Annotated in this window: 14 protein-coding genes; 11 read left to right on the top strand and 3 right to left on the bottom strand. The window is 58.2% G+C overall.

Annotated features, from left to right (window positions below; translation table 11 throughout):
* Positions 1 to 11 precede the first annotated feature (11 nt).
* The gene (locus tag CFA77_RS11620) at positions 12 to 1400 is read right to left on the bottom strand and encodes an MFS transporter (protein WP_206990837.1); all 1389 of its coding nucleotides are present in this window, start codon (positions 1398 to 1400) and stop codon (positions 12 to 14) included.
* 173 nt (positions 1401 to 1573) lie between these two features.
* On the opposite strand from CFA77_RS11620, the gene CFA77_RS11615 reads away from it, so the two are divergent.
* The 3 genes from CFA77_RS11615 to CFA77_RS11605 all read left to right on the top strand — a co-directional run bounded on the left by CFA77_RS11615 (position 1574) and on the right by CFA77_RS11605 (position 8656).
* Complete coding sequence (locus CFA77_RS11615; protein WP_206990836.1) at positions 1574 to 3430, top strand: long-chain-acyl-CoA synthetase; 1857 nt, start codon at positions 1574 to 1576, stop codon at positions 3428 to 3430.
* 74 nt (positions 3431 to 3504) lie between these two features.
* Positions 3505 to 6594 carry a glycosyl hydrolase gene (locus CFA77_RS11610; RefSeq protein ID WP_206990835.1) on the top strand — a complete coding sequence of 1030 codons (3090 nt, stop codon included), beginning with the start codon at positions 3505 to 3507 and terminating at the stop codon, positions 6592 to 6594.
* A gap of 31 nt (positions 6595 to 6625) precedes the next feature.
* On the top strand, positions 6626 to 8656 hold the full coding sequence (locus CFA77_RS11605; protein WP_206990834.1) for a hypothetical protein: 2031 nt from the start codon (positions 6626 to 6628) through the stop codon (positions 8654 to 8656).
* 21 nt (positions 8657 to 8677) lie between these two features.
* Here the strand turns inward: CFA77_RS11605 and CFA77_RS11600 are convergent, their stop codons facing one another.
* Positions 8678 to 11065, bottom strand: a complete 2388-nt coding sequence (locus tag CFA77_RS11600; protein WP_206990833.1) for a transketolase — start codon at positions 11063 to 11065, stop codon at positions 8678 to 8680.
* Between the two features lie 161 nt (positions 11066 to 11226).
* Positions 11227 to 11526: a hypothetical protein gene (locus CFA77_RS11595; RefSeq protein ID WP_034811487.1), complete on the bottom strand. Its 300-nt coding sequence runs from the start codon at positions 11524 to 11526 to the stop codon at positions 11227 to 11229.
* A 164-nt stretch (positions 11527 to 11690) separates the two neighbouring features.
* Between CFA77_RS11595 and CFA77_RS11590 the strand changes: the two genes are divergently transcribed.
* The 8 genes from CFA77_RS11590 to CFA77_RS11555 all read left to right on the top strand — a co-directional run bounded on the left by CFA77_RS11590 (position 11691) and on the right by CFA77_RS11555 (position 24453).
* The gene (locus CFA77_RS11590; RefSeq protein ID WP_051607513.1) at positions 11691 to 12041 is read left to right on the top strand and encodes a helix-turn-helix transcriptional regulator; all 351 of its coding nucleotides are present in this window, start codon (positions 11691 to 11693) and stop codon (positions 12039 to 12041) included.
* 6 nt (positions 12042 to 12047) lie between these two features.
* A complete protein-coding gene (locus CFA77_RS11585; protein WP_206990832.1) occupies positions 12048 to 12908 on the top strand; it encodes a PD40 domain-containing protein in 861 nt (286 codons plus the stop codon).
* Positions 12909 to 13224: 316 nt separating this feature from the next.
* Positions 13225 to 16116, top strand: a complete 2892-nt coding sequence (locus CFA77_RS11580) for a hypothetical protein (protein ID WP_206990831.1) — start codon at positions 13225 to 13227, stop codon at positions 16114 to 16116.
* 114 nt (positions 16117 to 16230) lie between these two features.
* A complete protein-coding gene (locus tag CFA77_RS11575) occupies positions 16231 to 18840 on the top strand; it encodes a TonB-dependent receptor domain-containing protein (protein ID WP_206990830.1) in 2610 nt (869 codons plus the stop codon).
* Positions 18841 to 19002: 162 nt separating this feature from the next.
* Complete coding sequence (locus CFA77_RS11570) at positions 19003 to 19803, top strand: type II secretion system protein N (protein ID WP_206990829.1); 801 nt, start codon at positions 19003 to 19005, stop codon at positions 19801 to 19803.
* Between the two features lie 2 nt (positions 19804 to 19805).
* A complete protein-coding gene (gene gspD / locus CFA77_RS11565; RefSeq protein WP_206990828.1) occupies positions 19806 to 21758 on the top strand; it encodes a type II secretion system secretin GspD in 1953 nt (650 codons plus the stop codon).
* The gene (locus CFA77_RS11560) at positions 21755 to 23245 is read left to right on the top strand and encodes a GspE/PulE family protein (protein ID WP_206990827.1); all 1491 of its coding nucleotides are present in this window, start codon (positions 21755 to 21757) and stop codon (positions 23243 to 23245) included. Before gspD ends, CFA77_RS11560 begins: the two co-directional genes overlap by 4 nt.
* Positions 23245 to 24453 (top strand): type II secretion system F family protein, encoded by a 1209-nt coding sequence (locus CFA77_RS11555; RefSeq protein ID WP_206990826.1) that lies wholly within the window; start codon positions 23245 to 23247, stop codon positions 24451 to 24453. Before CFA77_RS11560 ends, CFA77_RS11555 begins: the two co-directional genes overlap by 1 nt.
* The last annotated feature ends 4 nt before the right edge of the window (positions 24454 to 24457 follow it).

Genomic DNA, 24457 nt, shown 5'->3' with positions numbered 1-24457 from the left:
GAGATGTCCTTTTACTGGGTGTCTGTATTGCTTTGGCGGCGTTCGATGTCGCGAACGATTTCTCGGTGACGCGACTGGTCGAGCCTGTAGTTGAGGATCAGGATGAGGCAGGTGACCGCCGCCATGAACGGAATGACGGAGATCATTATCTTCAGGCCGAACAGCGCCTGTGGTGTCTGTTCCTGATTGGCAACATAGCCGAAGGTATCCAGCAGGATTCCGCTGAACAGTGTCGCAACACCAAGCGACAGTTTTTGCGCAAATGCGATAGCGCCAAAGACAAGGGATTCCGAACGGACGCCTGTCTTCCATTCCCCATACTCGACCGTATCAGGTAGTGTTGACCAGACGCTGACATAGCTAGCGGCCGATCCCGTCGCGCCGAACATCAGGATCAACGTTACGACGAGGGCCGTTTCGACAGGGTTGAAGAACAGAAGCGTCGTCGTGACGGCAGAAATGGAAGCGCCGCACGCCCACACGGCCCGCTTGCCTATCCGGCGGGAAAGAAACCCCCAGATCGGCACGCAAAGCATTACCATCAGAGTGATGCCGAACATGACGACCCCGAACAAGTGCTCGGCACTCAGATTGTATTTGAGATAGTACAGCATTGCCTTGCCGGCGACCGTTGACCCGATGCCGCCAATCACCGTTGTGGCGAACACGATCCAGAAGGCTGAGTTCTGGCGCATCATGCGAACCTGGTCGCGCAAGGCAGGAGACTTTTCGCCTCGACCGATGTCAGGCTCGCGTGTGAACGCGGCGCATCCCAGAACAGCCAAGGCACCCAGCCCGGCGTATACAATGGCGAGGCGTTCAAAACCAAGCTTGAGGTCGCCGTCGCCGAGCAACATGGCCCCGTCGCGTGTAAACGCCGCGACCATGATGCCTGCGGTTGTGGCGAACACCATCCTGTAGACTGCGAGCGTGCTTCGCTCGTTCGGATCCTTGGTCATGCGGGCCGACAAAGAACCGTAGGGCACACTGACAATCGTGTAGAAGGTTCGGAACACGATCTGAGTTGCAAAAGCGTAGAGTGCCAAAGCACCTAGTTCCAGGTTGCCGGTCCTGAACATGAACATGAAGGACAGGCCGAGAGGAATGGCGCCAATGAACAGGTAGGGGCGAAAGCGGCCAAGTTTGGTGCGGGTGCGGTCGGCGAGCAGGCCAACCAGTGGGTCGGTGACGGCATCCCACAGCATTGCGCCGAAGATCACGAGACCGGCCATGAAGTTCGGCAAACCCGCGACGTCAGTATAGAAGAACATGGCGAAAAGATTCGTCATGTTCCAGAATATGTTGATGCCGAAATCGCCAAGACCAAAGCCTGTTCGGCGTCCGAATCCTATTCGAGTGGCAGGCGAGACGGACAGGCCCTGAGAAGCGATAGAGTTCATATAGTGCCAACATCGGCAATGGTTGCCGACGTCCTCCCGTAAATAATTTGTCCAAGCCTGTTGCCGACCGGTTCAAATAGAAATAATTTCAATTGGAGAAAAATACAATTGCCATTTGTGATCTGTTGCGCAAGCTTAGCGACGCGATAAAAAGATTACAAGTGGAGAAAAAATTGGAGGAAGCTTTGGATCCGTCGCTTGCGAAGCAGGGCGCGAAGTCTGTGGAACGTTCTGATCGTCGCGACGGCGGCGCGTTTTCACGTTTGTGGAAGCAGATTGTCTATTCGGCAAAGCTTCGTCAGATCAATCAGGACACCAAAGCGTTCACACCTCAAGGCTTGGTTCTGATTCCTGACGTGCTCGAAGACACGATTGATCGTTTCGGGGGCAATACTGCGTTCATTTTCGAAGGCGCGCGCTCCACCTATGCAGACCTTGAGGCGCGGGCGAACAGGGTCGCGGCCTGGGGGCAGAATATCGGGCTGAAGCCTGGAGATACAGTCGCCCTGTTCATGGACAATAGGCCGGACTATGTGGCGGTTTGGTTCGGCCTCTCGAAGATTGGTGTGGTAACGGCGCTGATCAATTCACACCTGTCTGGCGCCGGTCTGACGCATTGCCTCAACGTGGCAGAAGCCAAGGCAATCATTACTTGTCAGGAGCTGAACTCCCGCGTGCAGGATATTCGCGCTGACCTGGCGGATAGTAATGTGCCTATCGAAATTCTCGATCCGGACAGCACATTCTCCAACTGGCTTGAAACCCTATCGGCAGATCGTCCCGACCGGTCCCAGAGGGATGCTTTGCGGGGCAAGGATGTGGCGCTTCTGATCTATACGTCCGGCACCACTGGCCTGCCCAAGGCAGCGAAGATGACTCATGCGCGCTGCCTGATCATGATGCGCAGCTTCGCGACCCCATGTCAGGTCGGGCCGGATGATGTGATCTACGAGACGCTTCCGCTTTATCATGGGACGACCGGCGTTTGCGGTGTGGGCATTGCGTTGACCACTGGGGCTGCAATCCTGTTGCGGCGAAAGTTCTCTGCCAGCGCTTTCTGGGATGAGGCGCGCGAGTTCGGCGCCACCATGTTCATCTATGTTGGAGAGCTTGGGCGTTTCCTGATGAACCAGCCGCCCAGCGAGGCTGAACAGGCGCACAAGATGACCCGCGGCCTTGGGAATGGTATGCGGCCTGACGTCTGGCGGCAGTTTGAAAACCGAACGGGCATCAAGCAATTGTTCGAGTTCTACGGATCGACAGAAGGCAATATTTCCCTGATCAATCTCGACGGAACGATCGGGTCGGTTGGGTGTGTGCCCCCAATTATTCGTAAGCACATGTTGATACGAATAATCAAAACAGATCCTGTCACAGGAGAGACTATTCGCACGTCTGGGGGCTTCTGCGTCGAAGCAGAAGTCGACGAACCTGGCGAGGCGATTGGCGCCATCAAACAGTCGGAAGCCCGCAACAGTTTCGAAGGTTACCGCGATAAATCCGCGACCGAGAAGAAGATCCTGCGCAACGTATTTGAGTCTGATGACGCCTGGTTCCGTTCCGGCGATCTTATGCGCCGGGACCGGATGGGGCGCTTCTATTTCGTGGACCGGGTTGGCGATACATTCCGCTGGAAGTCGGAAAACGTATCAACGACAGAGGTTACGGAAATAATGTCTCATGTCCCGGGTGTGACCATCGCCAATGTCTTCGGCGTGCCGGTTCCGGGGTTTGACGGAAAAGCAGGCATGGCGGCGGTATCAGTCGACGAGACGTTTTCAATAGCATCTGTATACGAAGAGATAGCGAAGCACTTGCCGACTTACGCGCGGCCAGTCTTTATGCGTGTCGTGGACGGCCATGACACGACGGGAACGCTTAAACTGTCCAAAGTGGACCTGGTAAAGCAAGGCATTGATGAACTCGCAGGTGCGGAAGGCGTTTTCATTCTGGACGAGCAGCAAAAGAGTTACAGGCCTTATACCATCTGCGACAGGGACGCTCTGGCGAAGGGTGCGCTGCGCCTTTGACGGCGCCGCACACCTGCTGAACAATCATTGCTGGCTGGAAAAACCGTCAGCTGAAAAGATACGAGGGAAGAAATATGGGCCGGATACTGAAGTGGCTGGGAATCGGCATCGGATCGCTGGTCGTGCTTGCGCTGCTCGCGGCGGCGATCGGCTGGTTCTGGCTGAATGGAAAGATCAAGTCCCATATGACGCTTCCGGACAATAATCCCGAGGTGAGCAGTCTGCTTGAGTATCGCGAGCAGGTCAGCGCACCGCAAGGCGCAATTGATCTCAACTATGATCTGGACCTTTCTCAATCTGGCGCGTTGACCAATCCGCCGGAGGAGCGCCGCCCATGGACGCGCTGGTGGTGGCCCGGCGGTGATGTCACCGCAGAGACAGCATGCGCGCAATTGGAGGCGTTCGATGCCAAAGGGTTTGGCGGCGTTGAAATACAGGCTTTCGCCGCTGGACTTGATATTGAGTCAGACGAGATTCAGGCGCGTATCCGCTCATTTGGATCTGACGCGTTCAATGCTGAGCTTTCCAAAATCATGGCTTGTGCATCAGACTTGAACTTCGACTTGTATCTCAATCATCTGAGCGGTTGGCCGGCCGGTGGCCCTCAGGTACCCGTCAACGAAGGCTTGCGGGAATTGCGCTTCTCCGAGAAGGCGGTGTCTGGCGGTCGAGAGGTCAGCTTTGATCTGCCAGCACCGAAGGCGGGTTTCGGGGATCATCTGATGGCCTTGGGCGAGATGGCCTTCAGCCATGCATCAGCCGGGGCAGATCTCAGCAATTTCGTTCCCGAGTTTCGCCAGCTTGTAAGCGTTGTCGCGGCAAGAAAAACAGGCGGAAAGCGAGATGGAAATCCTCTTGTGGCTACCGACACCGTGGAGTTGGACGGGACGACAACAACCGTCCTGACGGACCGAGTGGTCGATGGCCGCCTTTCCTGGGACGCACCAGAGGGTGAGTGGGTGGTCGTGGCGGCGTGGAGCCAGCCCTCCGGTTCTGCGCCGGTTCTGGTTGCCGGGGATTCTTCCGGCTTTGTTGTTGATCATCTGGATACAGAAATTTTGAGCGGTCATTATGCATATGCGTTTGGTGAGCGCACAGGGCTGAGTGAACACTATGGGGAGGGGTTCACTGGATTCTTCAATGACAGTATCGAATTCATGGCTGACCGCCTGGGCACGCCTGACATTCTGCAGGAATTCGAGACCCGTCGCGGATATGATCTCGAGCCCTACATTCCGACCGTGTTTGTCGATGTGCGCGACAATTTCTATGTACGGGACGTTGCCAGGGTCTACGCGGCGCCAAGTTTCAAACTGACCGAGGACGACGCGCGTATTCGCTTCGATTATCAGAAGACAATCTCTGACCTGCTCGTAGATCGTTTCGTCGGGGGGAGCGCGGATTGGGCAGAGGCGCGGGGCCTGCTGTCCAAGGGACAAAGCTATGGAATGGATCTGGATGCGATCCGGGCGCTTGGCCGTAATCACATTCCGGAGATGGAGCAATTGTATGGCGGTGGTTCGGAGTTTTCGCTGAAGCTCGCTGGCGCCGCAGGTCTGCTCTATGACCGGCCAATCATTGCGAGTGAATCCTTTGTCTGGTCTGAAATGGGCTATGCCGTTTCGCCAGCGCGCATCAAGGCAGCCGCAGACAAACTGTTCCTGTCAGGCGTAAACCAGATTCTGTATCATGGTGTGCCCTATGATTCCGAGCGGCCTGAATATGCCGAGGCATTCGGAGAAATGGGTTGGCACCCTTTCCATGGTGTTGGGGGAGAGTTCAATTATTCCGGAAACTATGGTCCTGAATCGTCAATCTGGAATACGCTGGAAGAGATCAACACATATCTGGTCCGGTCGCAGAATCTTCTGCAGGCGGGTAAACCGGATGCCGACGTCCTGATTTACTATCCATTCCTGGGCTTTCCGAGCGAACTGTCCATCAGTGAGCAGGCAAAGGACTTGTTCCTCTTCATGGGCGCGATGCCCGACGAAGTCGACCCCAATGGCAAAGAAGCGGGGGGCAGTATTCCCTTTATCAAGTTGCCTGAGATCGAGAAATTGGAAAGCACGCTCTGGCTGGAGCGCTTGATGCCGATTGTTAAAGAGCTTGATGAGCGTGGCATCACTTGGACTTGGGTAAATGATGATGCGCTTATGTATCGCGTCAACGCGCTCGACGCGGACCAGAAAGTCCTGTTGTTTGACGCGCCCTGGATAGAGTTGGAATCGGCCAGGTCGCTTTCGGCCATATCAAACCGCGTCGCGATCATGGAGGGAGCACCAACGCGTCAGCCGGGCTATCTCGACTATGAGGCGAGGGATGCAGAGATCGCTGACATTATGGGTGCGCTGGAAACCAACCGTAAACTGCAGGATGTCAGCGCGCTGCAAGCATGGGCGAAAGGGAATTTCGTCTTCACCCAAGCTAGCCCTGTGCGACGCGTCACTCGCACCCAGTCTGACGGGAGTCTTATCCACTTCCTCTCAAACCAGAGCGCGGCCGCGACGCGCGTGACGGTGGATGTAACGCTGGAAGAGGGTAGCAGCCTCTACGCATTCGACCCGAAAACAGGTCAGACATTCAAGTTCGATACGGCAGAGGAAGGGCAGGTTGAGCTTGCTTTGCCGGCGTTGGCGTCGCTTTTTCTGATTGAGACATCAGACGAATTGCCTGACCTTGTTGCCTATGAGGCCCTTCCAATTGGCCAGGGCACTGCATTGATGGATTGGTCGCTCAAATCAGGCGCTTTCGAATCTGATTTGGCGGCGCCACTCGTTGATGCGGCAAGTCTGGCAGGGTTCAGGGACGAAGGGTCAGGCCTGATCTATTCGACCATGACCTCAGTCTCTGAAATCGCAGGCCCGACATATTTGGTCATGGACCGGGTTGAGGGAAGCGCCTCGGTCTCGGTCAATGGAAATGAACTGGGGCGACTCGTTTTGCCACCGTATGAGATCGACATTTCATCCGCTCTGCAAGCCGGTGAAAATCAGATCGAGCTGACGGTAACGCCACCGCGTTTCCATGAATTGGTGGCGCGAGCAGAGTCCGGTGAAGAGCCAAAAATGGAATTCATGGCGGGGCTCGGAGACAAGAAACATCCGAAGATCGGATTGATTGGAGATGTCCGTCTCGTCACCCAGTCTACCGCCAATCCCTGACATACAGAGAGAACTCCGGGGAGGGAGTTACATGAAAATATTTCGTATCATGAAATACATGGTTGTCGCCGTGGCCGTGCTGATTGCCTTGAACTTTCTTTGGCAGAAAATCAGCCGGATGGAAGCGTTCGAGAAGGAAGCCGATGCGATCAGCTCCAATATTTCTGCTGCTGTAGAACCTGCTGTCATGCCCGCTCACGTATCCGCCCCCATTCGGGTTCGCGTGGCGTTTCCGGAGGGACTCAAACGGGGGTCGAATATCAGCACGCAATTGCCCAACGCAGCGCTGGCCTATGATCTTAGCTACTCGCTTACCAAAACTATTCAGAAGCCAGCTTCCATTGCAGACGTGATTGGCGTCGCAATTGGCTACATATTCACGGGCCGCGCTGACACACGCAAAGTCATGCTGTGGGATACCGTTGCCGTCACATCTCCCGATGCTCCAAAGGCCAAGTTCGATCTTCGCATTCGCAGACTGCAATTTGATGATGTTGGAGAAGCGTCAGCTGAGCGTCATGGGCAACGTGTGACTGCTGTCCTCAAGGGGGCAGACATCCCTCCAGGTGGTGAGGTCATCATGACTTACAGTACGACCACGCCCTGGGTCGCGAGTGGAGCGTTTCCCGTGCGCGTGGATGTGAACAAGGTTCGCATGGCTGAGGACCCGACTTTTGTAGTCGAGGCGGGATCGACCTCTTCGCGTCAGGTCGTTGTTCCGTCCTCGGTGCGTCCTGGCGAGACGTTCAAGGTTGAGATCATTTCGGGCGATAAGTACGACAATCTTTCGGCCAGCGAAGACAGCGTAAGCTTTTCGCTGAACGGTGAAGTCCTGGAAGAGATGCTCCTGTATACGGGGCGCACCGAACGTGAAGTCACGCTGGACGAACCGGGAATTTACCGTTTCGAAGTCAGCGGAACTCTGTCCAATCCTGTTCGGATCACGGAAAATCCAAACGGGCCGTGGTGGGGAGACTTGCATTCCCACAATGCCTGGAGTGCTGACGCGCTGAGCTCGCTCACGGATCCGGACCACTACACATATGCGCGGGATGTCTCAGCCCTCGACTATGCGGCGCTGACCAATCACATATTCGGGTTGGAAGCAGGGTATTGGCAGAAGACGCAAGACTGGTGCGAGTCATACAATGAGCCCGGCGAATTCGTCACGATCCTCGGTTTTGAAGGTGGCATAGGCTATCATCTGGATGGCTATTTCCCGACCTGCACCGGACCCGCCATCGAAAGCCAACGCTATGGTGCGGGCAGGGGGATGAACGAGAAAAAATTGTCCGCGCTTGAAGAGGATATCGACCGGGAGCAGATGATTGTTGCGACGCACCACACAGGTATATCTTGGGGAGGTGCAAACTTTGACGGCACACATCGGTTCCCACGCCAGATGCGCCATATCGAAGTTTTCAGCGCCCATGGCCAAAGCGAAATGTATGATCCATCTGACCCGCTCTCCTATGAGTATGCTGGCAGCACGCCTGGCTTCTCCCTGTCCAAACGCGGGGCACATTATGTGCGCGACGCCTGGGCTGCAGGAATGAAGTTGTTCACGCTGGCGGCATCGGATGACCACAATGGCCAGCCGGGCAAGCGAGCCAACGGATTGACAGCAATCATGTCGCCTGAACTCACGCGCGGTGCGTTGCTTCAATCAATGCGTGAGGGGACCATGTATGGCACCACCGGGGAACGCGTCCTGCTCGATTTCTCGGTAAATGGTCAGCCGATGGGTAGTGTTCTCCCGGAAGACAGTACCGAATTGGATTTCCGTCTTGAGGTACATGGAACCGCTGATATTTCCGAGATTGAGGTTTATCGATACGTGTTCGAAGAAGGCGCGGAGTGGGAAACAGTGTTCCATCGCAGTGGTGATCTGGGCTTGGACTTCGAGGAGGGATGGACTGAGCCAGCCGTCGGACACGCAGTCTACTATGCCCGAATTGAACAAGCGACGCCGATCCGCGTGACGATCCCGACGCTCCATGACAGGCCGGTGCGCGCGTGGAGTTCGCCAATCTGGGTCGGAGAGCCGGAGATCGAATGGTGATCGCTTGGCGGAGACGACTGATCAGACTTGATTTGCGAGGCGTATCTTACGCCCGGCTGAGAGGTGGTTGGCGGCGGCGACGATGGCGTCGGCGTCGATCATGAAGTGCCTGTAGAGATCATTAATCGTGCCGGTCTGGCCGAAATGTTCGACGCCAAGCGGCGCGGTCCGGTGGCCCATGACTGAACCAATCCAGGCAAGTGTTGCCGGGTGGCCGTCCGTAACGGTAATCAGCGTCGCATCGCGCGAGACTGAGTCCATCAAGCGTTCGATCTGGCTGACGGCGTTATCCTGCCCGCGCGCTCTGGCGCGGCGCGCAGCGGTCCATCCGGAGTTCAGGCGATCGGCAGAGGTAATGGCCAGCACGCCGATATCGCGCCGGTCATTGCCGATGCGTCCGGCTGCTTCGATGACTTCCGGCGCGACGCAGCCCTGATAGGCGATCACGACCTCACAATTCGGGCCCGGTTCCCGAAGCCAGTAACCGCCATCGACCACGCCGCGCCTGAAATCCGCATCATCGCGCGCTTTTAGGCCGAGCTGGTCAATGGAGCGTGTGGTCAGGCGCAGATAAACTGAGCCACCGGTTTCATCACGTAGCCAAGTGCGCTCATCCGGGTCACCCTCACCGCTGCGTTGGAGATAGTCGAAGGACCAATCCATGATGATCGAGAGTTCATCGAGGAAGGCTGGTTCAAAAGAAACAAGCCCGTCCTGACTCATACCGATCAGTTGCGCACCGATAGATTGGTGGGCGCCGCCTTCCGGGGCCAGCGTCACTCCAGAGGGCGTGCCGACAATGATGAACCGGGAGTCCTGATAACAGGCATAATTCATCGCATCGAGGCCGCGCGCCACAAACGGATCATAGACCGTGCCAATGGGAATGATGCGCTCGCCAAACAGGCTGTGTGACAAGCCGGCCGCGCCGAGCATCAGGAAGAGGTTCATCTCGGCGATGCCAAGCTCGATATGCTGGCCCTCGGGAGAGAATTGCCATTTTTGCGTTGAGGGAATGCGCTGTTCCCGGAACGTGTCGCCCTTGGCTTCGCGTGCGAACAGGCTGCGCCGATTGACCCATGGCCCGAGATTGGTTGACGCGGTCACATCCGGGGACGTGGTCAGGATACGGTCAGCCAGTTCGCTGTCGGTCTTGGCGATGGTATCGAGGATCTTTCCGAAGCCGGCCTGTGTGGATTGGTTGCGATCGTCAAGGAAGACCGGGCCGGAGCTTTTCACGATAGGGGCGTCGAACCGTCTGCGGCCTTTCGCGAAGAAGGCGGCGTCATTCATCAGCGCCGTCAGGCCATCAGGATTGTCGATCCCGGCGAGCACGTTCCATTCCTCGCCCTGCGGCACGCCCATGCGCTTCTGGAAATCCGCCATTTGGGACGGGTTCATCAGGCCGGCATGATTGTCCTTGTGCCCCGCCAGCGGCGTGCCCCAGCCCTTGATCGTATAGGCGAGGAAGACGGTGGGCTGGTCGTCTGTGACCCCGTCAAACGCTTCGGTCAGCGTCTGGACGCACTGACCGCCGAGATTGTTCATCAGGGCGGAAAGTTCGTCATCGCTGCGTTTTTCGAGCAAGGTCGTGACGTCGCCCTGATCGCCGATGTCATCCATCAGGCGTTTGCGCCATGCTGCACCGCCTTGATAGGTGAGAGCCGAATAGTCAGCATTTGGACAGGTCTGGATCCATTCCTTCAGGGCCTTGCCGCCCGGTTCCTCGAAGGCCGCGCGTTGCAAGACGCCATGGCGCAGAACGACTGTGCGCCATCCAAAGGCCTTGAAGATGGCATCGATTTTCTCCCACAGTCCCTCGTGCACGACACCGTCAAGGCTCTGTCGGTTATAGTCTATGATCCACCAGGTATTGCGCAAATCATGCTTCCAGCCTTCCTGAAGGCATTCATAGACATTGCCTTCGTCCAGCTCGGCATCCCCCACGAGGGCGATCATGCGGCCAAGCTGACGATCACTCGCCCACGGTTTGGCTTCGAGATAATCCTGCATCAGCGAAGCGAAGGCCGTGATCGCGACGCCAAGGCCAACAGAGCCTGTGGAGAAGTCGACATCGTCCACATCCTTGGTGCGGCTCGGATAGGATTGCGCGCCGCCATAGCCGCGAAAATTCTCGAGCTTTTCGCGCGTCTGGTTCCCCATCATGTATTGCATGGCATGGAAGACCGGCGAGGCATGCGGCTTCACCGCGACCCGGTCTTCCGGACGCAGTGTATGGAAATAGAGGGCCGCCATGATCGACACCATCGAGGCGCAAGAGGCCTGGTGGCCGCCGACTTTCACGTCGCCTTCCTCTTTTTCGCGGAGATGGTTGGCATTGTGCACGATCCAGGAGGACAGCCAAAGCAGGCGTTGCTCCATGGATTTCAGCGCCTCGAAGTCGGTCATTGCGAAAAGCCCTGTTCTGGCAGTCTGCGCCGGGCGGACTGCAATTTGAATACAGGTTCGTACCATCAGCCGAGCGGCAGATCATCCCTCCCGATGATAATGACAGGGCATGTCAGTGCGTCTGGCCGCCGAATGTTGAAACAAAACTGCTTCGATCGTGATCAGGCGAAGAGATCACCTGTTTCCACGTCGCGCGCTGGAGCCATATCGTCACCGCGATAGAAACAGGGGTGTTTGATGCGGCTGAAATTCCTGTGCCGCTCATAATGGACCCAGCCGCCATTGGGCATGCGCTGGCTGAGGATCGGCGCATCGCAGACGGGGCAGGCGGAATGGCAGGATTTTTCCGGCCCGCCGCTGTCGCTTCGCTCGATCGGCATCCAGGAGGACGCGACCTCCACCATCTGTCCGGAGGGCAGACGGCGCATATGTGCCCGGCGGCGAATCCATTTGATCGACATCTCAAGCTCCCTGCTTCGGCCGATCCCAGAAGGCGCGTGATTCGGTTAAGCGAAAGTGGGCAGACAGCCGTCCCCGCTGTCGCTGTCACAGAACTTTATCACTGCCGACATTAAACCGTACAGAAATCCGCATATCGCTGCGACAGCTGCAAAGGGGCAATGCTGTGACCAGTGATTTTGAATTGGTTTACTCCTTGGAAATCAAGGTATTGGATCTCGAGAAGAAGGTTTTGGAGCTCGAAGAATCAATCGCAGGCCTCACGCAGCAGCTGCATTCGGTTGAAAACGAAGCCACCCTCAATGTTCCTGACGAAATCACCGAGAAAATTCGGGAAGGCGAGAACCCGGTACGGGTTGTCCGCCAGTACCGCCTGATGACCCAAAAGGATCTGAGTGATGTGTGCGGCATTCGCCCGAACCATATTTCGGCCATAGAGCGCGGCATGTCCTATGGCCTCAAAACAGCCAAGCGATTGGCTGATGCGCTTGACGTTCCTGTAGATTTACTGACTTGAGATCCCATGAAACTGATGACCTCCCTCGCAGCTTCGGCTGCTGCTTTCGTTCTGGCTGGATGCTCCAATGGTGCCGACGACGCGCCACGGCCCGTTTTTCCGGACGCTGAGCCAGCCACACAATTCACCCGCGCCTACTCCATGACCGAAAGTCCGGACGGACAGGTTCGCGTCTTTGCCAAGGAGAATGGCGACGAGACCTGGCTGTACGAGGTGCGCCGCGACGGCAAGGCCTGGGGCGAACCTGTACGCCTTGAATTTCCGTCAAAAAGTATTCTGGTCGGTCCCAGCTTCAACCCCGTGGACGGCACGCTCCTGTTCGCGTCAGATGCCGAAATGCCTCAATGGCCTGGCCGGAAAGATTTGAACATCTGGCAAGTGGAACTGTTGGATGGCGAATGGGGGCAGCCTGAACCCCTGTCGGGCGACGTGAATACGGGCGCGAATGAAACTATGGCGGTTGTCTCGGCAGACGGTCTGATGGTGTACGCTTCGAACAAGAGCGGCAGCTATAATCTGGCCGACGCCCGCCGGGATGATGAGGGCAACTGGATCAAGCAGCGTGACCTGGAAGAGGTCAATGATTTCCGCACCAATGATCATCTGGCGCTTACGGCAGATGGACGGACGCTGTTCTTCTACTCGCATCGCGCCCCCAAGATCGGCATTGTCGACATCTGGATTTCCAGCCGACAAGAAGATGGCACTTGGGACGCGCCGAGAAATCCCGGAGAGCCTCTGAATTCTGCAGGTATAGACTATGGGCCCGGTCTTTCCGCGGATGGGAAAACGCTGTTTTTCTCGCGGGAAGGCGATCTGTTCCAGATTCCCGTATCGGTCGTCCTTGCCGGTAATCCTGACGCCTGATCCCTTAATGTTCCGGGCGATGCAGCGTTAACACGGCCGCGTCGGTCTCCTTCTCAGGAGTGCCGCGATCACAGTTGATTATCGAGCCTTTTTCGCGTGCCTGACGTTTCTGGCGGCGCGCTCACAGGCCGTGGACTGCGGGTTCATGAAGGTAAGTGCGGCCGTCATAAAAACTTTGCGGAACTGTGCGGAAACCGTCGCGGGTCACTGCGATAAGCCGCTTCGGATGCAGGTGGCCATGGAATCACTATTGGCCCGATCCAACGAATTATTGCTGAGACCGGCATCCTTCATTGGGGCCACAAAGGGGTAAAGAATGAAACTCGGGAAGACCTTGAAGCTCGCGACCATGGCGAGTGTTGCCGTGCTGACACTCGCTGCGTGTTCGGACACGACGATTTCCTCACCAGGAGCATCCGAAACGCCGGTGAGCCCACCGCCGCCACCGCCTCCGCCACCGCCGCCGGCCGCAGCGACTATCGATCTGGTCCCGACAGCCGGCTGTCCTACGGGCACGGCTGAAGCCACATTTGCTGCTGTGGCTGCCGATGGCTTCTCCGACGTCGACGTGTGTGTGCTCGGATCCGACGCCACAGGCGGCACGACGATCACGGCCGACCTTGAAATTCCAGCCAACACCACGATCGCCATTCAGGGCCCCGTCTTCATCGGTGAAGACAACAAGGATAACGCTGGAACGCCCGTCACGCTGACGATCAATGAGGGCGTTCGCTTCTTCGGCGCGTCCGCAGGCGGCACCGCGACAGCCACCGATGACTATATCGTTGTGACGCGCGGTTCGACGATTGCGGCAACGGGCACTGAGGCTGCTCCGATCCGCTTCACGGCGCGCGCAGCCATGAATGATGAAGAGACCGGCTCCAACCTGATCGAAGCTGGCACCAATGCTCAATGGGGCGGCCTGGTCATCAACGGTTTCGCACCGATCAATGCGTGCGGCGAAACCACTGCAACCGGCGGCACCGCTGACTGTGAGAAAAGCGGCGAGGGGTCATCCGGTCTGTTCGGCGGCGCAACCGCTGACGATGATTCCGGTAACCTGAACTATGTAATCGTCGAGTATGCAGGCGCCCGCCTGACCAATACGGACGAGTTGAACGGCATCGCCTTCCAGGGCGTTGGGTCCGGCACGGACGTTGACTATGTTCAGGTCCACAACAATCTCGATGACGGTATCGAATGGTTTGGCGGTACTGTGAACGCGAAGCACGTTGTCATCACCGGCGCTGGCGATGACTCGCTGGACTGGACCGATGGTTGGCAGGGCAAGCTGCAGTTCGCAGCTGTCCGCTCGACAGTTCCTAGCTCTGACGATCCGCGCGGCATCGAAGCTGACAACCGTGACGGCGAGAATGACAAGACGCCATTCTCCAGCCCGAGTGTTTCCAACTTCACGCTCGTCGGCACAGATGGCAATCAGCAGGGCATCCTGCTGCGCCGTGGTACACAGGGCAACATCGTGAACGGCATTGTGACCGGCTACGCAACCGGCATCGACGTCGATAACCCTCAGACCTTTACCGGCTTCTCGGATGGCGATCTGGTGATCGAATCCCTGCTCCTCGACACGGCTGAGAATTTCGCTACGGACTCCGACGGTGTTCCGACCTTCGCGGCTTCTGCGAACATTCGGACGGGCAACAACTCGCTGGTGGAGAATTTCTTCCCTGGCCAGCAGGAGCTGAACGTTCCTGTGTCCACGGTTCTGGCAGCTGACGCCTTCTTCGATACAACCACCTATATCGGTGCATTCGGACCAACCGAAACCAGTGCAAACAGCTGGGCTAACTTTGCCCTCGCTGGCACGCTGTTCGACGAAGAAGAAGCCGAGTGCCCAACCGGCACGACTGAAAATGGCGAACTGGACGGCAAGAAGCTGTGCCAGATTGATGGCTCCAGCTCCATCACGTCAGACCTGCGTCTCTCCAATGGAGACGAGCTGATCTATGAACTGGTCGGTCCGGTCTTCGTCGGGGTTGACCGTGGTCCCGATCCGGCTGCACCGCTCGCAGGCTCTGCTGCCGCATCGCTTACGATTGATGCGGGTGTGACGGTCGTCGGTGAAGGCAATGACGACTACCTCGTCATCGCTCGGGGGTCTCGCCTCCTGTCGAACGGCACCGAAGCTCAGCCGGTCGTCTTCACCGCCAAGACGGTTGTGGATGGCACAATCGCGGCCCTCGACCAGGACACCAAGGGTGTTTGGGGTGGGATCGTCATCAACGGTCGCGCTCCGATCAATGCCTGTAACGAGACCACTGCGACGGGCGGCACGGTTGATTGTGAAAAGTCAGGCGAAGGTTCCTCCGGCCTGTTCGGTGGTGCAACTGCCGACGATGACTCCGGTCAGATCTTCTACACCCGCGTTCAGTATGCTGGTACACGCCTGACCAATACGGACGAACTGAACGGCATTGCCTTCCAGGGTGTCGGTTCGGGCACCGAAGTTGATTATGTCCAAGTCTACAACAACCTCGACGACTGCTTCGAATGGTTCGGTGGTGCGGTAAACGCCAAACACCTGGTCGCAACGGGTTGCGGTGACGACAGCATCGATTGGACAGATGGTTGGACCGGTTCGCTGCAGTACGGCATCGTCTACGCCGGTGCGACAAGTGCAACGGGCGGCCTTTCGGGTGACCCACGCGGCATCGAGGGTGACAACCGTAATGGTGAGAACGACAAGACGCCGGTCTCCAGCCCGGATCTGTCCAACATCACGATCATTGCCAGTGGCGACGCTGCTGCAGACACGGGCGCCGTGCTGCGTCGCGGTACGCAGGGTACGCTTGTGAACGCCATCATCCTTGGCTGGCCAGATGCCGGTCTGGATGTCGATGATCCACAGACGCAGACCAACGTTACAAATGACGACCTGCTGATCCGCTCGCTCTTCCTCTCCGACAATGGTGAAGACATCGAGAGCGGTGACACGGACGACGTGACCTTCGTCACAGCTGACAATGTTGTGACCGGTCAGACGGTGACCATGTCCGGCTTTGCCTTCCGGTCGGGCCGTCCTGGTCTTGTCCCGGGCGCCAATGAGAACGCTGTTCCCGTCTATGACGTGACCGGCATCGGCAACCTCGAAGCCACAACATATATCGGCGCTGTCGAAGATGCTGATGACAAGTGGTTCCTCGGCTGGACGATCGATCAGGAAGGTAACCTGACATCGACCAACTAAGCCGGCCTTGAACAGATTGGATGGGGCGGCAGACTCTGCTGCCCCATTCCGTCGTTCAGACCAGAGACATTTCGGCGGGGCTGAGTCCCGTCAGCCCATTACAGGAAACCTCAAATGAAACGCCTCCTGTCTGCCCGTTCCTTGCTGTTGACCGGAGCCTGCCTTGCCTGGCTGTCACCGGCATTCGCTCAAGAAGACTCCTCGCCATCCGACTCCGCTCCTGCTGTCGAGCAGGAGGAGGAAGCCCGTCAGGAAACTGTCGTCGTGCGTGGCTTGTTCATTCCGGACGAAAAACGCTCCACTTCCGAAGTCGCCGCTCTCATTGATGAAGGCGATTTCTCGCTGCAGGGAGACGGCGATGCTGCCGCTGCCCTCGCGCGTGTTGCCGGTATCGCCACGGCTGAAGACGAGTTCATTTACGTCCGTGGTCTCAATGAGCGCTACTCGACCGCGCTTCTCAACGGATCACCGCTGCCAAGCCCTGCGCCATTGCGCCGGGTCGTGCCGCTGAACCTGTTTCCGACATCCGCTCTGAAGAGCGTTCTGGTCCAGAAGACCTATTCACCAAACCTTCCGGGCGAATTTGGGGGCGGTCTTGTCGATTTGCGCACCAAGACCGTGCCGGATGAAGCCTTCTTTACTGTCGGCGCAAAAGTTGCCCGCGATACGTCGACGACGCTTCGCAATGGCCTGATGTATGACGGGACAGATACCGACATTTTGGGCTTCGATGATGGTGCTCGCGACCTGCCTTCCCTGGCAGATGGTCTCACAACTGAGTTCGGCCGTCAGTTGACTGACAATTCATCCCTCCTGGTCATGCAGGAAGGGGAGGTTGCTCCGAACTTCAGCATCGATATGTCGGCAGGCAACAATTTCGACCTCACGTCTGATATCTCGATGGGCGTGATCGCCGCTGTCGGATATGGCAATTCCTGGCAGACGAAGCGGGGAACGCGGGGGTATGGCGACCTTGAGGGTGACGGTCTCCGGTCAGCTTTCCAGCTGGATCGTTTGAGCACACAGAATACGATTGATACGAACGCCTTGGCGACAATTGGTTTCGAGGCATTCTCCGACCATGAGATCAAGTTCACCGGGCTTGTGACCCGCTCCTCTGAAAAGGAAGCGCGGATTATTACCGGCGAGAACAATGAAGACGTCGACCAGCGCCTCGATGCTTTGGAATGGGTCGAGCAACAGCTCTGGTCCACGCAGGTCCAGGGCGAGCATTTCCTGCCTCAAGTCATGGATATGAAGGTGGAATGGCGCGCGTCATATTCCGAAGCGCTTCGGGATGCGCCCTACCAATTGTCGAACATCTACAACATCAATGATGCCGGCGTGCCGATCCTCTCTACCAGCCCTGCTGCGAACCGTATGCAGTTCAGTAAGGTTGAGGATGATACCACGGATTTCGGGATCGACGGCACATTGCCGATGACGCGGGACGGGGAGTGTACTTTCCTTTGTGAGGCTGACCTGAAATTTGGCTACAGCTATGTTGAGAATGATCGCGCAGCCACCTCGCTGCTCTACGATATCAACGGTGTCGGCGGCACGGACCGCACTCAGCGTCTCGATTACATCTATGACTATATCTTCCGGTCGGGTGTTGGCTCGATTACGGAAGTAGCTGGTGAGCAATTCCCGCAATTCTATGTTGCAACGCTGGAAATTGATGCCGCTTATGCCGGGATCGATGCTCAGATCACGCCCTATATCCGGGCTGCGCTGGGCGTGCGTTTTGAAGACGCGATCGAGGCCATTGATACGCAGAACATCAGTGGCGATCTCACCGGCAACACGGTGGAAGGGGTCATCGACCAGTCTGACTGGTTGCCGGCTCTGACCATCACCTGGAACCCGATCGAGGATTTGCAGGTTCGTGGGGGATATTCCGAAACGCTGACGCGTCCCCAGTTCCGCGAACTGGCCCCGGCTGTGTTCGTCAATACGGAAACCGACGCCACCTTCTTCGGTAACCCGTATCTCGTGAACGCGTCGATCAAGAACTATGACCTGCGCGGCGAATACTATTTCGCCCGTGACCAGTTCGTGACGCTCGGCCTGTTCTACAAGGATCTGGAAAACCCGATCGAGGAGATTCTGGCCGGTACAGAGACAATTCAGACGACGTTTATCAACGTACCCTCTGCCAAGCTGTACGGATTTGAAGTCGAATACGAACAGCTCCTGCCATTCGACCAGTGGACCGGCTTGGGCTTCTTTGATGATCGCGAAGTTCAGGTGAAAACCAACTACACCTGGTCAGATTCCGAGATCGGCGCAGATGGTGAAGTGGCCTTCAATATCGGCACGAATCTGAACCCGGTGCGCGGCACCACGACGGCTGCCGGGCGTCTCGAAGACGGGCGCCGGATGCAGGGCCAGTCCGAACACCTCTTCAACGTCCAGCTGGGCCTTCTCAATGAAGAGGCGCAGTCCGAATACAACCTGCTGTTCAATTATGTCAGCGAGCGTATCCGGTCGGGTGAGAACGGCAACCTGCCCGCAATTCTGGAGCAGCCGCCAATGACGGTGGACTTTGTCTGGAACAAGCGCTTCCAGTCTGGCAGCGGCCAGTATGAATTCTCCCTCAACATCGAAAACATCCTTCAGGAAGACTATGAAGCTTTTCAGGAGCGCGGGGGTGACCGCGTGGATGTCGATACGTACGAGCAGGGTACCATTTTCAGTATTGGCCTGAAACGTATGTTCTAGCTTCGGCTCTGATATTGCATATCATCAATTACAGGTCCGCGGCCATTGTCGTCGCGGACCTGTTAGCTTAGGGGAAACCCTCTTTCGAGGGGCTTGATATTGACGGAACGGCTTGAATCTCTTGCAGTTTTCGCTCGGCGTAGCGTCGGGCCTGCCTTACGCATGATTGAGGTCGCCTTGGTCGTGGGCATTGGCTTGGCGACGGCAAAGCTCATTTGGCTGGCGGTAGAACCGGGCGGGGCAGTCTCTCCGGACATCCCGGTTCGCTCCGTCGTGCAGCCCCCGCAAGGTATCGCAACCAACATATCCGTGGATACGTCCCGGCTCCTCCACGAAAATCCGTTCGGCGCGGCCTCCGCCCTCGTGGCGGATATCCCGGACGCGCCGGAAACAAGTCTGAACCTCAAGCTGCGGGGTGTCCGCGCATCGTCGGAAGAGGCCGGCGGCATCGCCCTCATCACCACACCAGACAACCGGACTGCAGCCTATTCGCCCGGCGAAGCCATCCTTGAGGGGGTCACCCTTCACCGGATTTATGGGGACCGCGTCACGCTCCGGAAGGGCGGCCAGACGGAGGCCCTGATGATGGAAGGCGGCGCCGGCCTGCTATCGGTCCTGACCACGTCGGGCCAGCCTGACCCCGAGAGCAACAATTCTGCCACGGGCTCCACCAGCGCTCGGATCGCCCGCGCCGACCTGATGTCCAGCATCACGATAGATCCGGTCCATCACGGTCAGGAATTTGTCGGCTACCGTATCGGCTCCCGGGGTGACGCTGACGTGATGACCCGCGCGGGTCTTCAGCCCGGCGATGTGGTCGTGGGCCTGGATGGCGCAGACATCAATGACGTTCCTCCGGCAGAGCTTGCCCGGAAATTCTCCGATCCTAATCCCGTTCGTCTGAAGATCGACCGGGACGGAAAGACAATTGACCATACCCTCGCGCCCGAGGAGGCCCGATAGACATGAATTTGAAAACCCTCTTGTCCGCAACGGCAGTTCTCGCAGCATCTCCGTCGGCCTTTGCCCTGGCCAATGAGACGCCGGCGGATACGGCGCGGCACATCCTGAATTTCGAGGATGTCGAGCTGTCCGCCCTTATCGCGGACGTGTCGACGGTGACGGGCTACACGTTTGTCGTGCATCCGGAAGCGCGCACCAAGCGGATCACGGTCTCCTCCACCACGCCGCTGACGCGCCAGCAAGTGTTCGATGTGTTCCTGTCCTCCTTGCGCGTGCACGGATTTACGGCGATCCCGGCCGGTAAGGCCACATATCGCATTGTCCCGGAACAAAGTGCTGTGGGTGAGGCGGGCATGGGGGCATACGGATCGAACGCCTTCACGACCGAAATCTTCAGCCTCCAGCATCTGAACGCCCTCGAAGCAGCGAAGATGCTCAAGCCGGTGATTGACGAGCAGGGACAGGTGATTGCCAATGCCCAGTCGAACACTTTGGTCGTTGTGGATTATGCGTCCAACATTCCCCGCTTGCGCAGCATGGTCGACAAGATTGATGCCGACCCTTCGGTGACGGAAACCATCCAGCTGGCCAACACCTCCGCCACGGAAGTCGCGAACATCCTGACCTCTCTGAACACCAGTGCCGGCGAGGACGCCTACAAATCCAATTTCAGGGCCATAGCGTCCGAGGCGGGCAATGCGCTGATCCTGCGCGGTGATCCGGCCGCCGTTGAGCGCGCCAAGCTCGTGACGGCGGATCTGGATGGCCGCGACCGGCTTCAGGACACGATCCGGGTCGTCCCGCTGAATAATGCGGATGCGGCCGATGTGGTGCCGATCCTGCAGCAGGTGGCCTTTGCCATCGACAAGCGCCGCGGACTCGCGGATGCGAGTGAGGCGACCACAATCGCCCACCATGATTCCACCAACTCGCTGGTCATCAGCGCGGCGCCGGAAACCCTGCTTAGCCTCGAGCGCGTCATTGGCGATCTTGACCGCCGCCGCGCCCAGGTTCTGGTGGAGGCCATCATTGTCGAAATGGCTGACGACACGGCGCGGCAACTCGGTCTTCAATTCCTGTTGTCAGGCACCGGCAGCAGTTCAGTCCCGTTCGCCACGACAAATTTCTCGGCATCGGCGCCAAACCTGCTCACGCTTGCGGGAGCGATCAGCAGTGACACGCCATTTTCAGGGGACGAGGACAGCGCAGTCAGCGACTCGCTGACAACGGCGGCGCTCAACTCGCTACTGGGATTGACCGGGATCACGGTTGGGGTCGGCGGGCAGGATGGTGATACATTGTTCGGCGCTGTACTGACGGCTGTGGAAGCGGACACAAATTCCCGCATTCTCTCTAAGCCATTCAACATGACTCTGGACAACGGAACATCGTCGCTGCTTGTCGGGCAGAATGTGCCAATCACAACCGGTCAGGTGCTGGGGGACGATAACACAAACGCTTTCACGACCGTGGATCGCAAGGATGTGGGGGTTGGGCTGACCGTTACGCCTCGAGTGTCGAATGATGGAACGATCCGTATGCAAATAACGCAAACCGTATCCAATGTGGCCGGCGCTATTACGGCAGGTGTGACAGATATCGTGCTCAATACGAGAGAGATCAATACCAGCGTGATCGCCGACGATGGTGAGATCATTGTCCTTGGCGGCCTTATTGAGCAGACCGAAGCCTTTTCCAATGAGAAGGTGCCGTTGCTTGGGGATATTCCTGTTGCAGGTCGCCTGTTCCGGACGGAAGGCAAGTCGCTTGGTCGGACGAATCTGATGGTCTTCATCCGCCCGACGATTGTTCGCGACCGTGCCGGAGCAAAAGCCGTTACATCACGCTCCTACAACTATATCCGCGCCGAAGAACTCTGGGACGGAGAGGGGAGCGACACGTCCTCTATCGACAATTTCATCACAGAAGTGCTGGGAAGCCCGCCGCCGCAATGACGCCGACCGATTTCGCCCCGACGCAATTCACGTACGCCTTTGCCAAGGAGAAGGGACTGGTCGTCCTGCCCGGACGGGAGCAGCTGACCGTGGCTGTCCGTCAGGGCGCAGATCCGCTGGCGCTGGTGGAGGCACGACGCGCGCTCGGCAGCGTGTTTGCTCTGGAATCTCTGGACAAGGACTCCTATGACCGGTTGCTGGCCGAGGCCTTTGCGTCTGGACCGATGGCGGATGATGACGTCGATGCCGCCGTGGAGAGCCGGGGCGGTCTGGAGAGCCTGATCGACGATATCCCGAAAGCTGCAGACTTGCTCGACGGGCAGGATGACGCGCCGGTGATCCGCCTGATCAACGGCCTGATCCACGAAGCCATCAAGCGCCGCGCGTCCGACATCCATATCGACCCGTTCGAAAACCATCTCTCGATCCGCTACAGGATCGATGGCGACCTCGTCGAAGTTCTGACTCCGCCGCGCAAACTGGCCGCGCCCATCTTGTCTCGGATCAAGGTCATGGCGCGGCTCGACATTGCCGAAAAGCGTCTCCCGCAGGACGGCCGGATTTCTCTGTCAGTAGGCGGACGGTCTATTGATGTGCGTGTGGCCACACTCCCCACCCGGTATGGGGAGCGGGTTGTGCTGCGTCTGCTCGACACAAAGAATGCGCTGGTCGGCCTGCCGGAGCTTGGTATGGATGCTGACACGCTGGAGCGTTTCTCCGATGCGCTCGCCCAGCCAAATGGCGTGATCCTTGTCACCGGGCCGGTCGGCTCCGGCAAGACGACGACGCTCTATGCGTCGCTCTCGCGCCTGAACAACGGTCGCGACAACATCATGACCCTGGAAGACCCTGTTGAGTATGGTCTGCCGGGCATCAGCCAGACCCAGATGGACCACAAGGTCGGCCTGACCTTTGCGGCGACGCTCCGCTCCATTCTTCGTCAGGATCCGAATGTCGTCATGGTCGGCGAGATCCGGGATTCCGAAACGGCGGAAGTCGCGTTTGAATTCGCCTCCACGGGCCGTCTCGCTCTGTCCACACTCCACACGAACAGCGCTGCCGGGGCAATCACCCGCCTGCGTGACATGGGCGTCGAGGCCTACCTGCTCGCGTCCACGCTGCGCGCGGTGATGGCACAGCGCCTCGTCCGCCGCCTCTGCCCGAATTGCAAGACGGAGCGTCCGGCCACTGCGGTCGAGCTCGATGCCCTCGGCTTTGGCGCAGGTGACACCGTCATGGTGGGCGAGCCGAATGGCTGCTTCTCGTGTGGCAATACCGGTTTTGATGGCCGGATCGGTATCTATGAGCTTCTGGTCGTGGACAGCAATATCCGCGACCTGCTCGGGTCCGAGGCCAGCGAGCACCGGATCGACGAAGCCGCGTTTTCCGGACATGACCGCCTGATCGACAATGCGCGGCGCTATGTCGTCTCGCAGGAAACCAGCCCCGCTGAGGTGCTCCGCGTCAGCCGCAAGGGAGGTGGGTGATGCCGGCATTTGAGTATGTCGCCGTCGATGATCATGGCAGGCGCCAGAAAGGGATTATTTCCGCCGAAAGCCCGCGTTCTGCGCGCCGCGAATTGCGCCTGCGGGATCTCATGGCGCTCGATGTCATTCCCGTCAGCGAGCAATCGGCCAAGGCAAGCCGCATCGGCGGCCGGATCGGCGAAAAGCAGCGTGTCCTTCTGGTGCGGCAATTGTCCGTACTCCTGCAATCGGGCCTTCCGGTCGAACAGGCGCTTGGCGCAGCCGCAGAGGATGCGGCAACCCCGCAGGCCCAGCGTGTCCTGCACGCCATCAAGACTGAAGTCACCGAAGGCGCGCGTCTCGCAGACGCGATGTCAGTCGCGCCAAAGGCGTTTCCACCGCTCGTGCGCTCGGTCGTCTCTGCCGGCGAACTGTCGGGACGGCTTGGCGACGTCATGGAGCGCCTCGCGACATATCTGGAGCGTAGTCACCAATTGCGCCAAAAGGTTCAGGCAGCGCTGATCTATCCGGCGGTTTTGGGCATCATGGCTGTCGGCATGATCATCGCCATGATGTTGTTTGTCGTGCCGCGCCTGGTCGAGCAATTCGACCTGTTCGACACCGATCTGCCACTGATCACCCGTATCGTGGTCAATCTGTCCGAAGCCCTGCAATCACATGGTATCCTGATCGCTCTGGCGCTCGCGACCCTGGTCTTCGCCGTGGTCCGCGCCTTCAGGGTTCCCGCGGTGCGCCGCGCAATTGATCGCTACAGCCTGAACCTGCCTATTGTGGGCCCGCTAAACCGGACCGTCTGCGCGGGCCGGTTCGCGCGTGTCTTCGCGACGCTCTCCGGCTCTGGCGCGACCATTCTTGAGGCTTTGAGCGGGGCCAAGGGTGCCTCGGGCAATCTCGTCTTCAGTGAGGCGGCAGAACAGATTGGCGAACGTGTGCGCGAAGGCGGCTCCTTTGCCGGCGCGCTGAAGGCCACCGGTGTCTTCCCGCCCATGATGGTGCACATGGTCTCCAGCGGAGAGGCCGGGCGCGACATTCCCGGCATGATGACCCGCGCGGCAGACTATCTGGACAATGAATTCGAAACGGGATCGTCCACGCTCCTGTCCCTGCTGGAGCCGCTGATCATTGTTGTGCTCGGCGGGCTGGTTGGCCTGATCGTTCTGTCGGTTATGTTGCCGATCCTGCAACTCAATACTCTCGCTATCGGATAGGAGG

The organism is Hyphomonas sp. KY3, assembly GCF_017309975.1.
Classification (GTDB): Bacteria; Pseudomonadota; Alphaproteobacteria; order Caulobacterales; family Hyphomonadaceae; genus Hyphomonas.
The sequence above is the reverse complement of the archived record's forward strand: the minus strand, read 5'-3'. Positions and strand labels throughout refer to the sequence as shown.

Coding starts and splice junctions, on each gene's coding strand:
- CFA77_RS11620 (WP_206990837.1), bottom strand. CDS start 1,400: ATGAACTCTATCGCTTCTCAGGGCCTGTCCGTCTCGCCTGCCACTCGA.
- CFA77_RS11610 (WP_206990835.1), top strand. CDS start 3,505: ATGGGCCGGATACTGAAGTGGCTGGGAATCGGCATCGGATCGCTGGTC.
- CFA77_RS11605 (WP_206990834.1), top strand. CDS start 6,626: ATGAAAATATTTCGTATCATGAAATACATGGTTGTCGCCGTGGCCGTG.
- CFA77_RS11600 (WP_206990833.1), bottom strand. CDS start 11,065: ATGACCGACTTCGAGGCGCTGAAATCCATGGAGCAACGCCTGCTTTGG.
- CFA77_RS11595 (WP_034811487.1), bottom strand. CDS start 11,526: ATGTCGATCAAATGGATTCGCCGCCGGGCACATATGCGCCGTCTGCCC.
- CFA77_RS11585 (WP_206990832.1), top strand. CDS start 12,048: ATGAAACTGATGACCTCCCTCGCAGCTTCGGCTGCTGCTTTCGTTCTG.
- CFA77_RS11580 (WP_206990831.1), top strand. CDS start 13,225: ATGAAACTCGGGAAGACCTTGAAGCTCGCGACCATGGCGAGTGTTGCC.
- CFA77_RS11575 (WP_206990830.1), top strand. CDS start 16,231: ATGAAACGCCTCCTGTCTGCCCGTTCCTTGCTGTTGACCGGAGCCTGC.
- CFA77_RS11570 (WP_206990829.1), top strand. CDS start 19,003: ATGATTGAGGTCGCCTTGGTCGTGGGCATTGGCTTGGCGACGGCAAAG.
- gspD (WP_206990828.1), top strand. CDS start 19,806: ATGAATTTGAAAACCCTCTTGTCCGCAACGGCAGTTCTCGCAGCATCT.
- CFA77_RS11560 (WP_206990827.1), top strand. CDS start 21,755: ATGACGCCGACCGATTTCGCCCCGACGCAATTCACGTACGCCTTTGCC.
- CFA77_RS11555 (WP_206990826.1), top strand. CDS start 23,245: ATGCCGGCATTTGAGTATGTCGCCGTCGATGATCATGGCAGGCGCCAG.